Source organism: Paenibacillus massiliensis subsp. panacisoli DSM 21345, from assembly GCF_000426545.1.
GTDB lineage: Bacteria > Bacillota > Bacilli > Paenibacillales > Paenibacillaceae > Paenibacillus > Paenibacillus panacisoli.
Map to the genome: position 1 here is coordinate 161,116 of NZ_AUFO01000009.1, position 13,343 is coordinate 174,458.

Sequence of the window (13,343 nt, forward strand, 5' to 3'; positions counted from 1 at the left end):
TATTGGATAAAGTACTCATTTTACGATAGCAGAGCATGTGGCAACTGAAATGAGATGTGATGTAGCCGCTGAGATTGCCTCAATGCTTCACAACCTTGTTACTCCGATCAACATCATAGCCAGGTACCTTCTCTTCATATAAATGGGAGCGCTCCTGGAACCAGCGATAAAGATGCGTCACAACGACCTTCAACACAGCGTAGCCAGGTACCGCGAGAATGATCCCCACGACCCCGAACAGATTGCCCGCGGTCAGTATGACGAAGATAATCGTAATCGGATGCACACTAAGAGACTTACCCATAATTTGCGGCGAGATGAACTTCCCTTCGATCAGTTGGACCACCGTCCAGACCACAATCATCTTCAACAGCATGATTGGAGAGGTTACCATCGCTACAATCAGCGCCGGAGTAATCGCAATCGCAGGTCCGAGGTAAGGAACGATACTGGTGAAGGCCGCAATCGCCGCAAGCGTAAGAGAGTAATCCAAGCCAATGATCAGATAACCGATATAGAGCAGCACACCAATACAGAAGCTCACGATAATCTGACCACGAATGTAGGAGCTCACTTGGTGATTCATCTCTGTCATAATCCGGTGCGAGGACTCACGCAGAGCTGTCGGTATTAATTTCAGAATATATGCGGGCAGCTTCCTACGGTCCTTGAGAAGATAGAACAGGATGAAGGGAACCGTAATAACGGCAATCAGCGTCTCGGTCACAGCACCCAGGAAGGTACCAACCCCTGTCCAGGCGCCGTTCACGATATCCGTAATGCGCGTTGTGGCTTGCCTCATCAGCTCCTCAGGTCGAATGTTGATCGCACTCTGGAACTGAGCCATGAAGTCACTGCCGATCAGTGCCTCGAACTGTAGCTGCACCTGCTCCATGTAGGTAGGAACATTCGTAACGAGCATTGTCACTTGATCACGGATGACTGGAATGACCGAAGTAATGATGATCGTGATAATCCCCGCCACTGCCAGGTACAGAATAATAATGGAGTAGGCACGCTTCACCTTGAAGCGCTCCAGAATGTCCACAATCGGGTTCAACAGGTAGAATGCAACCCCTGTCAGGATCAGTGGCAGCAGTACTGTTTTGAGAAACACGACAAATGGATCGAACACAAATGAGATACGTGTGAAAATGAGAATGTTCAGCCCGATTAGCAAGGTAACCAGCAAGAACAAGACAAACTTGTTGTTCAGAAAGAATCGCTTGAATCTGTCTCTCCAGTCCAGGTTATTCTCCATACATTCCTACCTCTCCGTATACAATTCTCTCTGGTGCACTTGTTCTTCGAATGCGCTTGACCCTGCAGGGTCGTCCTTGTCTATCTTCCTCTTCCGCCCCGACGTCCTCCTGCTTGACCACCACGTCCGCGAGAGGTGCTACCCTGGCCACCTTGACTGCCTCGGTTGCCCTGACTGCTCTGACCACCACGACTGTCCCGGCTTACTCTACCTTGCCCCGGACGCTCACTCTGCCCGGATTCTGTACGTCTCGCGCGCTCAGAGCTACGCACATCTTGCTTGCCACGACCTTGACTGCGGCCTTGACCTTGGCCTTGACCATCACCTTGACTGCGACCTTGACCCTGAGCTTGACCTCGTCCTTGGCTTGGGCTTGAGCCCCGACGTGAATCCCTCTCCCGATGAGAGGAGGATGACGTGCGGCCTCGGCTATCGCGGCTTCCTTGTCCTCGACCTGAGCTATTACGCCCTCCTTGTCTACGACTCGGACCTGAGCCATCACGGCGCGATTCACGGCTGCTAACTTGTCCGAAGGACTCCGAATCTGATTCAGACTCCTTGCGGCTTGATCCAGACCATTCCGCCCTCGAGAACTCTAGTCCCGCTGTCTTCTGAATGATCCGCAGTGTCTGCATATCTCCCGGAGCTGCGAAAGTGACAGCTACCCCTTTGCCACCAGCACGTCCAGTGCGACCGATCCGGTGAATATAGCTCTCGGCATCCTGTGGCATATCATAATTGAACACATGAGTGACGCCTTCCACATCCAGACCCCGAGCAGCGACATCGGTAGCGACCAGCAGCTCCAGCTTCGCTTCACGGAACGCCTTCATGACCTGCTCCCGCTTATTCTGCGATAGATCCCCATGCAGCTCACCACTCTTATAGCCCATGGCTTGCAGCTCTTCATTCAGCTTGGCTGCCCGCCGCTTCGTGCGGCAGAAGATCACAGCCAGATAAGGACGATGGGCATTGATCATGTCCACGAGTGCCTTTTGCCGAGTACGGTCCGTGCACTCCACCACCAGCTGACGAATCTGCCGCACAGGCACCGGTGATGCAGCTTCGACTTTTACATCTACAGGGGTGTTCATATATGCTCTTGCAAGCTTGCGCACCGCAGATGGCATTGTCGCCGAGAACAACATGGTCTGTCTTTGCCTAGGAGTCGCCTGTATAATGGTCTCGACCTCATTCAGGAAGCCCATATGAAGCATTTGATCGGCTTCGTCCAGCACCAGCATCTTCAGGCCACCCAGCTTCAATGATTCTCTCCGCATATGATCCAGCAGACGCCCAGGTGTACCAATGACCAGTTGCGCACCGCCTTCGAGCTTACGCAGCTGTCGCTCCACATCCTGTCCTCCGTAGACTGCCAGTAAGGAGATACCCTCAGTCGTAGCAGCCAGGCGCTTGGCCTCCTCTGTAATCTGCAAGGCAAGCTCACGCGTAGGTGCAATAATAAGTGCTTGTGGATAACGCTTGCTCCGCTCGATCTGCTCAAAAATGGGCAGCAGGAAGGCGAGCGTCTTCCCTGTTCCGGTATGTGCTTCTGCAATGACGTCTTTCCCGGCCATTAGCTGGGGAATAGATTGACGCTGTACTGGCGTTGGCGCCGCAATGCCTTGCTCCTTCAGAGCATCTACCCAATGAGACTGTATACCTAATGAAGCAAAATTATTACTCAAACTCAACCACTTCCCTAATCTAGTATAGATATATCATGAACCGTTCATATCAAGTTGATCCCAGTATACGCGATGTTGATCACTGTTTCCAACTTAAGGCTGCATTAGCACTGCATTAGCGCGTTACTAGTGGCCAGATAGAGAGCGGAGATCCATCCGACTCAGAAGATTCCGACTCTCCTCATTTAAGCCCGTAAGCTCCACTTTACGGCCTGTCTCTTCATACTTATTCAGCACCTTGCCAATGGCTGTAACAGCGGAGTGGTCCCAGATGTGAGAGCGCGTGAAATTAATCTCAATCTGTGCAGGGTCCTGTGCCGGGCTAAAATGCTCTAGAAAATGCGAAGCCGATCCGAAGAACATCGGGCCAGACACCTCATATACCTTTAGCTCCTCATCGCTACGTGTGTGTACCTTGATCTTGGCCATACTCCAGCCGAAGTTCAGGGCACTGAGCAGCACACCCACCATGACACCTTTGGACAGATCATGTGTATAGACGACGATGGCTACAGTGATGACCATAATCAACGCCTCTGCACGCGGTACCCGGTGAATCGTCGTAATGGATTTCCAATTAAAGGTCCCTATACACACCATGAACATCACGCCCACCAAGGCCCCCATTGGAATCTGCTTCACCACACTGCCTAATGCAAGCAACAGGAAGGCCAGGAACACCCCCGCCGTCAGTGTAGACAGTCTCCCGCGAGCACCCGACTTCACGTTAATAACAGACTGCCCGATCATGGCACAGCCAGCCATCCCGCCGAAAAAGCCTGTAACCACATTCGCGATCCCCTGCCCGCGCACCTCACGGTTCTTGCTACTGCGGGTATCCGTCATTTCATCGACAATCGTAGCGGTAAGCAAGGATTCAAGCAATCCGACTAGAGCCATTGTAAAGGCATATGGAGCAATGATACTCAAAGTCTGCATTGTCCACTCGATCTGTGGAAGGTGGAACATAGGCAAGGTGTTCGTGAGAGCTCCCATGTCACCAACACGCTTGATATCGAGATTCAGCAGTGCGGTTAGAATGGTCATGACAATGATTGCCACTAACGGAGCCGGGACGGCCTTAACGAAGCGTGGCAGAATGTATATAATCGCCAGCGTACCCGCAACCATCGCATACATCACCCAGCCTGCCCCCTGGAAATGAACCAGCTGCGCCATGAAGATCAGTATCGCAAGCGCGTTCACAAAGCCGGTAATGACCGATTGTGGCACAAAGGTAATAAAGCGTCCAACCTTGAATAGGCCCAGTACAAACTGGATCATTCCGGTCAGAATCGTGGTCGCGAACAAATACTCCACCCCGTGATCCTTCACCAGACCGACCATCAGGACGGCCATGGCGCCTGTAGCCGCCGAAATCATGGCTGGTCGACCTCCAGCAATGGAGATAACGATAGCGATCGAGATCGAGGCATATAGACCGACCATCGGGTCCACACCTGCAATGATGGAGAAAGCAATAGCCTCAGGAATAAGCGCAAGAGCGACAGTCATCCCTGCCAATATGTCGGCCCGGATATTACCGAGCCATTGTTGTCTGAGATTCATAGATTCTTAAGTTACCCTCCTTGAATATAGCTGAACCGGATGGCTGGATTGCCCTCTGCAATTCGATGCAGGTATGCCGTGCTGCAATCCTATCCGATCTTCATTTTTTGAAGGCCCCTCTCAGACCTTCTACCCGTTATGTTCAGTCCACCATTATAACTTAACTTATGTATATTTATGAGTTATCCATCGAACCAAATCCCTACTTTCCTCCTGAATACTCTATTAATCACTAAAATTCTAACTATTTCAAGCATCGCATAAATCATCTCTTCGTGCTGTATCGCTCTATTATTCGTGCTGCTGTATCCCTCTATTAAATGAAAACTCTCTACATCGCTTCATCTATACAGGTATGAACTTAAACTATACAGAGCCAAGGTCCATGCTACAAAAAAATCAGACAAACCCTGAGCCACAGCGTGGTCAGAATCTGCCTGATTTGAATATCGAATACAGAAGAAATACGAACATCAGCAGGGCTACTATGAAGCCCACCTCAATAGCCGGAACATTCCATAAGACCGTCGTCTGATGCGTCAGGGACGAACCGATGATTAGCCCCACCATAATAATGCTAAAGGCCAGCAGTACGATACTGAACGATAGCCGATTGCTAATCTGATCCAGCCGTCGCAGCAGCTGCTCCAGCTCAGGTACCGTGACCTCCAGCTTGAGCTTGCCCTTACTCATCGTAGTGACCAGCTGTCTGGCATGACCCGGTAGCTGAGTTAGTGCTTCAGCCAGCTCAAGGACCCCGCCCAATACCTTATCCCCGATATTACGAGTGCTATAGCGCTCCTTCAAGAGTCTGCGTCCGAATGGCTCTGCCATGTCCAGAATACTGAGACTTGGATCGAGATTGGAAATGACGCCTTCCATCGTCAGCAACGCCTTGCCGAGCATTAGCACATCGGAGGGGATACCGATCCGGTGCCTGCGTGCAGCGCTGAACAGATCATCCACCGCCTGTCCAAGCCGAATCTGGGCGAACGGAACATCACCATATTCCTCCCGCAGCAGATTGAGATCCCGGCGCAGCCCTCGGATGTCTGCATCCTCATCAATCAGACCAAGCTTTTCGATTGCCCGAATCATGGCATCCGTATTTTTGCGCATCAAGGCGATAATCAAGGCAGCGAGCTGACTCTTCATCTCCTCACTTAGCCGACCCACCATGCCAAAATCCATATAGGCCAGCTTCCCCGATTCCATCACCATCAGATTCCCTGGATGAGGATCGGCATGGAAGATGCCATCCATGAAGATCTGCTGGAACATGCTGTTGACCAGCTTACGCGCGATCTCGGGAAGATCATGGCCCTGACGAACCAACTCTTCACGATCGCTGAGCTTAATCCCCTCCACATATTCCATGGTGAGGATGCGCGAGGCTGTGAACTCCCAGAATACTTTGGGAATATGGACATCCGGGTCCTCTGGAAAATGCATCGCGATCTTCTCATTATTTCGCGCTTCATGACTATAATCCAGCTCATGAATGAGCGATTTACCCAGCTCCTCCACCATCTGTGGCAGCTGGTACTGCTCGACCCATACCCAGCGCTTGGCAGCCAGTCCCACGAAATCTCGCAGGATATCCAAGTCTCGGCGGATGATTCGATCCACACCTGGACGCTGAATTTTGATAGCTACCTCTTCGCCACTGTGGAGCCTCGCCAAATGCACCTGTCCAATAGAAGCAGCTGCCAGTGGTGTATCCTCGAACCAGGACACCATGTCATGCAGTGGCATATTCAACTCCTGCTCCAGAATTCCCTTCGCTGTCTCGTGAGAGAACGGGGGCACCTGATCCTGTAGCTTGGTCAATTCCTGAACGATGGAAGCCGGAATAAGATCAGCGCGAGTACTCGCCAGCTGCCCCAGCTTGATGAAAGCCGGGCCCAGGTCCTCCAGCAGTAGCCGAATCCGCTCACCTAGCGTCTTCGTCGTAGGTTCTTCCCGAGTCAGCCATTTGCGCGGCAATGTCAGAATGTGCACCAGTCCTAATTCCTCAACCATATAACCAAAGCCATGACGCACCAGCGCCATGGCGATCTCACGATAACGACCAGCATGCCTTACGCGAACAGCCATGTTACTCCGACCGTTTCTCTTCCGCCACCGGTACCTCTGGTGCCACAGCTGCTTCCGCAGTAGTCAGCGGCTGCCCCTGCTTCAGCTCAGCAATCTGACTCTCCAGCACTGCTATACGCTGCTCCAGAGCACGAATATCCTTCTGAGACGGGACATCCAGCTCCTCCAGCCCACGGGCAATCTGCTCTCGAACCAGTGTCTTGACATGGCCCAGGTCCTCTTCTCCACGGCTCATTAACCTCTCAATCAAGGCCTTGGATTCCGTCGGAGCCAATTCCCCACGCTTGACCAGATCATCCACAATACGTTCTACCTTCTCCTTGCTAACCACTGTGAGGCCCCAACCCAACGAAATTGCTCTCTTCAACAAGTCGCTCATGATTATTCCTCCCTGTGCTGTTAGACCGGCAGCCATACATGCTTCATCCGGATGGGAATATTATACCGTGATTTCCTCCAAATCCAAAAACGGCAATAACCGAACCCGGCTTCGTTATCCTGGCAGACGACCTGCCCACTTGGCAGCCTGCAGCAGCAGTTGGCGATAGGGTTCATGCTGGAAGGATGGCTGATGGTGCCCCGGCATCATGTATACCACCCGACCAAGCCCGTAGGATTGTGCCCATGCCGCAGGCCATGACTCTCCGTCATGCACGTATTCCAGCAGGACTGTCTTGGGGGTAAAGGGGTCGAATTCGAAGCGATACGGCTCCTCCTCCATCTCAAAATCCGCAATCCCCTCCATAATCGGATGCTCAGGTGAGGCCACCTTGAAGTCCAGCTTCGCATAAGCAGGGTGACGCTTGAAGCGAGCCCCGATCAGCTGGGCAATCTCATAATTTTGCCCCAGGGTAATGCCATTATGAATAACAAGCAATCCACCGCCACCACTCACATAGGAAGCCAGACCGGAGGTCTGTTGGGGTGACAGGGCATCTTTTCGATTATCCGTATAAGCAATACACAGATCGAAGGCCGCTATATTCTCCTTCAACAGCATTTTACGATTCTCACTGCATTGTACAGTCAGCAACGACTGTAAAATAGAGCTAAGCTCCTCATCAATCCCCTGCAACGGATGAAATTCGGGATATGTATAATCACCTATTAGAAGTGCCTTACGTTTGCTCATGAGTGTCTCCCTTCATGAAAGCTTATCTTTTCGGTTATACTCTGCTTAAGTTGTATCCTGATCTTGAATTCCTTCGGGTCACTACACAGTACAGTTCCACACCCGAATTGAGAACTCCTTTTTTGGAAGACAGGATTAAATAAGTTTAATATTCAGTCACATTACACAAATGTTGTTAACCATTTCATAATGAAGTGAATGGAGAAGGGACTCAATCGGCTCCTATCAAAATGATACCCAAAAAAGAAATATGCTTATCATATAGCATAAAAAAGTTGCTTTATTATGAAATGATCTGTTTATAAAATTTAAAAAAAGATTAATAAAGGACATACTGACATTTATATTCATATTTTATATAATAATTACACGTGCAATATTGAAATTCAAAACCAAATAAAGCGTTTTACTGTGTTATACTCTTAGAGCATCAGGCAATATGTATTTTGCATAAATCGTTTTAGGAGCTATTCCACGATGGAATGAGTAGGCTGTATGTCGTTCAATTCTGGTTCAATACTGTGTATGTTGTTGCCTGATCTATGCAAAATACTGAAATTAAAAATTGGAGGTTACCACATGAAGAGGACTGGAATGACCCGGCCCTTGGATAGCCTGGGGCGAATTGTACTTCCCAAAGAAATGCGTATGACGATGGAGATCGAGATTGGTGACCCGCTGGAATTCTTCATCGAAGACAAGACACTAATGCTGCGTAAGTACAAGTCCACGAACTGCACCTTTTGCGGATCATTGGACACCAACACCTATTACAAGGACCAATTTATCTGCAACGACTGTGCTGCAGAGCTCAAGGTAGCTAAGCATCAGCCCGTACCCATTCCTGGTCCCGTTGCTGTCCCCTCTCCAACTGCTGCACCGGTCAAGAAATCCTACCGGCGTACAGACGACATCCTCGCCAAGATGAAGCAGCTTATGCAAGAACACCCTCATTCATCGCAAAAGCAACTGGCCTCCATGCTCGGCATTAGTCAAGGAAGAGTTTCGCAGCTAAAAAAACTCATGTAACTAAATCCTGCTGTAATGGCCGTTTGAATGAAAAAATACAATACAGGAACACAAATAGCGGAGGCTGATCCCTTATGGACAGGCCTCCGCTACTATTTTTGGGGCACGCGCGGTGTAATGATTGCGCCCACGACGTCTTGCTGTCGTATCGGCACGCCCCATAGGATGGTGCCTTCACCGAGCATCGCGTACCTTAATCAAATCCAATATAAGTGTAGGGCCGCTACAAGTGAAGAGTCTTGTTAGAGGATAAGGCTGTAGCATCTACTGATTAGCCGCTGCAAAGGCCGCACATGCTTCAACCCACCTTTCTGCTGCAGGAGGATGGGAGGCCAAATGAATATGCGTGTAGCCAGCCATCAGTCGGCCCGAAGCGTAGCCTTCCCGGGTGCTGCCTCGCAGTCCCTTGGTCTCATAGGCAAAAGAGTATGTCTCCTCCTCGAAGCTCATGACCGAGTAGTGGAACTCATGCCCCCTTAGCGTCTCTCCAGCCTTGAGCAGCAAGCAATCCTGGAGCGCCTTTGCTTCACGGTAGCCAAGTGCTGCGCGTCGTTCCTGCATGCGCACATCGGCTGGAATCAGCCCCGCCATAGTATGCTGTTGACCACTGCGGTCCGTCAGAGTTCGAGCCAGCACCATGTAGCCTCCACACTCAGCGAATATCGGCATATCCTGCTCAGCCGCACGGCGCAGATCCTCCAGAAAGGTATGATTGGCGGCAATAGCCGCTGCGAATTCCTCCGGGAAGCCACCGCCGAGATATACGCCGCTTGCCGCTTCTGGAATACGCTCACCTGCAAGTGGACTGAAGTAAGCGATGGCTGCTCCGGCCGCCTGCAGCAGCTCCAGATTGTCCTCATAGTAGAAGTTGAATGCCGCATCGCGAGCCACCGCAATGACAGGCCGCTCAGAGCCCGAAGCGAGAACTGTACTCTCTGCTCCTAGGTTCCGTGGAAGGAGACTGCCCCTATGTATGGACGAATCCGTGCTGACCTTCTGCCCTGTGTCTGGTGTGTGATTGGGCGTATGCTCTACCGAGCCCTCCTGGTCTTCCTGTGCGCTCCAGGGCGGGATATCCTCAACAGGCATGCCGTCAGCATGGGACAGCTGCTGCTGTTGAGGCTCCAGCGGGGAAGCCGCGCAGGCCAGCGCGAATATTTTATCCAGATCCGCGCCCTCTGCGACTCTGGCTGCCATCTGCTGGAACAGTGGCTCCAGTTCCCCGCGTTCTACAGCTGGTACCAGCCCCAGATGCCGCTCGGGTACATGAAGCTGTTCATCACGCGGGAGCCAGCCCAGTACAGGCACACCGCACATTTGCTCGATCGCCGTCTTCACCATCTTGTAGTGCCCGGCGCTGCCACAGCGATTGACGATGACACCTGCAATCCGAAGCCCCGGCTCCAGCTGCTGGAAGCCCAGTACGATAGCTGCTGCGCTGCGTGCCATACTGCGTACATCCACGACCAGCAGGACAGGCGTGTCCGTCAGCATGGCGATCTCCGCCGTAGAGCCTGTGTTGGAGCTCGGGTCTTTGCCGTCATAGAGGCCCATAACGCCTTCAATGATGGACAGATCTGATCCTTCGGATACGCGACAGAAGGTATTGTGAACGTCAGCCGAAGAGGTCATCCAGCTATCCAGATTGCGGGAGGGCCTGCCTGTAACAGCCGTATGATAGGTAGGGTCGATGTAGTCCGGCCCGCACTTGAAGCCCTGTACCTGCAAGCCCCGGTCTGCAAATGCCCTCATCAGCCCCAGTGTGATCGTCGTCTTTCCTGCTCCGCTGCCAGTTCCCGCGATGACCAGTCGTGGCCGCTTCAAGCTGCCTGATGCATGCATCATGTGCGCTCCTCCGGCTGGTTGTTGGTTGCGCTATTCAGACCATCCGCAAAAGGAATGCGCGCAATTGACAGCGTCAGATTTCCGCTCTTCTTCTTCTCCAGCAGCCAGCCATCTGCCCCGGAGGACAGTAGACAAGCCGGCTCGCAGACGCCATAAGCTCCAGTGTACTTATAGACTGTCTCCGAAGGATGAGGCAATGTCACTGTATTCAGCTCGGCAGGCGTGTAGACTGTCAGCTCCCAGCCGTACTTGGCGCATAGGGCCAGCAGCCCCTCCTCATCCTTCTTCAGATCAATGGTTGCCAGATTGCGGACACTATTTATGGATAGCTTCAGCTCTTGCAGTGTCTCCAGCAGCGCCCCTTCCAGCTCCTCCATTGGTGTTCCCCGGTTACAGCCGATGCCGACGACAAGGCTCTTGGGACGATACAGCACTCCGTTGCTCATATAACGCGCTTGCTCCGTCTCATCCAACAGTCGATCTGTGATGACCAATGCTGCTGAGAAGGAGGCCGAAGACGCCTCGGCTGTGCTGCTGTAGATCTGGATATGCGAAGGTAGTGGCTTATCATATCGCCACCAATTCTTCTCTCCTGTCTCCTGGATTAATGCCACAGGCTCCTCATTCACGACGGCGGCGCTTACTGGCGTGGCTTTATCGAAGCTATCAATCGTCCAGCCCAGCTCCCTCCCGAAGAGATCGACCGGAATGGTGCCCTGTACATCCGAAGCCGTCGTAATGACCGGACGAGCACCCAGCACTGCAGCCACCTGACGCGTCAGCTCATTGGCACCGCCCAGATGGCCAGAGAGCACGCTGATGACATGCTCACCGCGGTCATCAATCACGATGACGCCAGGATCGACCTTTTTATCGACCAGCAGCGGAGCAATCATCCGTACGACGGCGCCAAGCGAGATACACAGAATAATGCCGTTGTATTGCTTGAACAGGTCACCCAGAATGAGGCGGACAGAGCCCTCGAACATCTGAATGCCGAGCTCCTCCTCGTCTCCGCGCGCGAATTTGGCCATGTAGTATACATCTGTTCCTGGAAAACGCGCACCCAGATCGCGCATCATCTCCACACCGTGCTTCGTAATGGCAACAGCGGCAAAAGGGTTACTCACCAGGCTTCACTCCCTTGCGATAGCCGTGCGTGAAGGATCGATCATACAGCTTGGAGCGATGCGCATCCTTGTCCGTCAGGCCTGGATCAAGCGCCCAGCCTGCCAGAATCATAGCGTGCATGGTAATTCCGGCAGCTCGCAGATCCGCGGGAAGCTGCGCCAGCGTCGTACGTACGATCTTCTGATCAGGCCACGTCGCCCGCTGCACGACAGCCACTGGAGTATCCTCACTCCAGCCGGCAGCCAAGAATTCGGCAACGACCTTCTTCGCCAGTGTAGCGCTAAGGAATAAGGCCACCGTACAATGGTGAGCTGCCAGGTCACGCAATCGTTCCCGCTCAGGAACTGGCGTCCGTCCTTCAGCACGGGTCAGAATGACGGTCTGCGTCAGATCAGGTACTGTTAATTCAGCTCCCAATACCGCTGCTGAAGCGAATACAGAGCTCACACCCGGGATAATTTCATAGGTAACCCCGGCTTGCTTGAGCAGCACCATTTGCTCCAGAATCGCGCCATACATTGCAGGATCACCTGTGTGCACTCTCGCTACACTGCGCCCAGCCTGTACAGCCTTCACCATGAGCTCTACCTGCTGCTCCAGATCCATACCAGAGCTATGCAATACCTCAGCTTCCGGCTTTGCCTTGGCAATCAATTCATCATTCACAAGAGAATCGGTGTAGAGCACAAGATCGGCCTGAGACAGAATCCGCATGCCTTTGACGGTAATCAGCTCTGGATCACCAGGACCCGCACCCACGATATACACCTTTGGACTCAGCACATTCGCACTCATTTGCTCACCACCATCAGACTCAGATATTCCAGCTCCTGACCGCGCAGCTCGCGCGCGTCACGCCATACCATCTCATACGGAGACGTCACCTTCGTGATGACCGAGGCCCGGTCACCCAGCTGCAGCTCCTCCAATACATCCAGGATCAGGTCGAGCACCTTGGCTACCTTGATGAAGACGACGGTATCATGCTGCTCTATGACTCTGCGCATATCCTCACGATTATCAGTAGCCGGAATGATCCCCACCTGCTGATCCCCGTCAGCAAGCGGCTGCTCCAGAGCTGCGGCTGCTCCCAGTACCGAGGAAATTCCCGGAATTGACACGATAGGCACCTCAGGATGAAGCTCTCGCATCAGCCTCGCCAAATGAATGAAGGTGCTGTAGAGATTAGGATCTCCCTCGGTTACAAAGGCAACATCCTTCCCCTGACTCAGCTCCTCCCAGCACAGGGCTACCGTCTTATTCCATTCCCGCTCCAGCACCGCCGGGTCCTTGGTCATCGGAAATACCAGACCGAGCATATTTTTCTCAGACGGGTTCACATATAGCTCCACAATCTCGTGGGCATAGGATTTGCCGCCCATTCGTTTCTTAGGGTATGCGATGACCTCGCATTCACGTAGCATCCGGTACGCCTTGACCGTAATCAGCTCCGGGTCGCCGGGTCCCACACCGACACCGTACAGTGTGCCTGTCACTGCATCCATTCCACTCTCTCCTATCTGTTCAGCCATGCTTGCACGGCATGAATTTCGCTTGATGATACACAGTTATCCGTGTGCTCTTTTGTTGT

Annotated in this window: 11 protein-coding genes; 1 reads left to right on the plus strand and 10 read right to left on the minus strand. The window is 52.4% G+C overall.

From position 1 onward, the window contains the following. Nucleotides 1-79 precede the first annotated feature (79 nt). The 6 genes from K331_RS0107430 to K331_RS0107455 form a co-directional block, all read right to left on the minus strand. Complete coding sequence (locus K331_RS0107430) at nucleotides 80-1,261, minus strand: AI-2E family transporter (RefSeq protein WP_028589788.1); 1,182 nt, start codon at nucleotides 1,259-1,261, stop codon at nucleotides 80-82. An 80-nt stretch (nucleotides 1,262-1,341) separates the two neighbouring features. After that, on the minus strand, nucleotides 1,342-2,949 hold the full coding sequence (locus tag K331_RS0107435) for a DEAD/DEAH box helicase (protein WP_028589789.1): 1,608 nt from the start codon (nucleotides 2,947-2,949) through the stop codon (nucleotides 1,342-1,344). A gap of 126 nt (nucleotides 2,950-3,075) precedes the next feature. Then, complete coding sequence (locus K331_RS0107440; protein WP_028589790.1) at nucleotides 3,076-4,518, minus strand: SulP family inorganic anion transporter; 1,443 nt, start codon at nucleotides 4,516-4,518, stop codon at nucleotides 3,076-3,078. 426 nt (nucleotides 4,519-4,944) lie between these two features. Beyond that, nucleotides 4,945-6,615: an ABC1 kinase family protein gene (locus K331_RS0107445; RefSeq protein ID WP_028589791.1), complete on the minus strand. Its 1,671-nt coding sequence runs from the start codon at nucleotides 6,613-6,615 to the stop codon at nucleotides 4,945-4,947. Between the two features lies 1 nt (nucleotide 6,616). Further along, nucleotides 6,617-6,994, minus strand: coding sequence for a phasin family protein (locus K331_RS0107450; RefSeq protein WP_028589792.1), 378 nt, complete (start codon nucleotides 6,992-6,994; stop codon nucleotides 6,617-6,619). A gap of 114 nt (nucleotides 6,995-7,108) precedes the next feature. Next, the gene (locus K331_RS0107455; RefSeq protein WP_028589793.1) at nucleotides 7,109-7,747 is read right to left on the minus strand and encodes a ThuA domain-containing protein; all 639 of its coding nucleotides are present in this window, start codon (nucleotides 7,745-7,747) and stop codon (nucleotides 7,109-7,111) included. A 579-nt stretch (nucleotides 7,748-8,326) separates the two neighbouring features. Between K331_RS0107455 and K331_RS0107460 the strand changes: the two genes are divergently transcribed. Continuing rightward, nucleotides 8,327-8,776 (plus strand): AbrB/MazE/SpoVT family DNA-binding domain-containing protein, encoded by a 450-nt coding sequence (locus tag K331_RS0107460; RefSeq protein WP_018884077.1) that lies wholly within the window; start codon nucleotides 8,327-8,329, stop codon nucleotides 8,774-8,776. Nucleotides 8,777-9,040: 264 nt separating this feature from the next. On the opposite strand, the gene K331_RS0107465 is transcribed toward K331_RS0107460, so the two are convergent. From K331_RS0107465 to cobI, 4 genes are read right to left on the minus strand one after another with little or no spacing between them, the layout of a single operon-like run. After that, nucleotides 9,041-10,621 (minus strand): cobyrinate a,c-diamide synthase, encoded by a 1,581-nt coding sequence (locus K331_RS0107465; protein WP_028589794.1) that lies wholly within the window; start codon nucleotides 10,619-10,621, stop codon nucleotides 9,041-9,043. Then, nucleotides 10,618-11,751: a cobalt-precorrin 5A hydrolase gene (locus tag K331_RS29085; protein WP_051289704.1), complete on the minus strand. Its 1,134-nt coding sequence runs from the start codon at nucleotides 11,749-11,751 to the stop codon at nucleotides 10,618-10,620. Before K331_RS29085 ends, K331_RS0107465 begins: the two co-directional genes overlap by 4 nt. Next, entirely contained in the window at nucleotides 11,744-12,547 is an 804-nt protein-coding gene (gene cobM / locus K331_RS0107475) for a precorrin-4 C(11)-methyltransferase (RefSeq protein ID WP_028589795.1), read from the minus strand. Before cobM ends, K331_RS29085 begins: the two co-directional genes overlap by 8 nt. After that, nucleotides 12,544-13,257 (minus strand): precorrin-2 C(20)-methyltransferase, encoded by a 714-nt coding sequence (cobI, locus tag K331_RS0107480; protein ID WP_018884073.1) that lies wholly within the window; start codon nucleotides 13,255-13,257, stop codon nucleotides 12,544-12,546. Before cobI ends, cobM begins: the two co-directional genes overlap by 4 nt. Nucleotides 13,258-13,343: the final 86 nt, after the last annotated feature.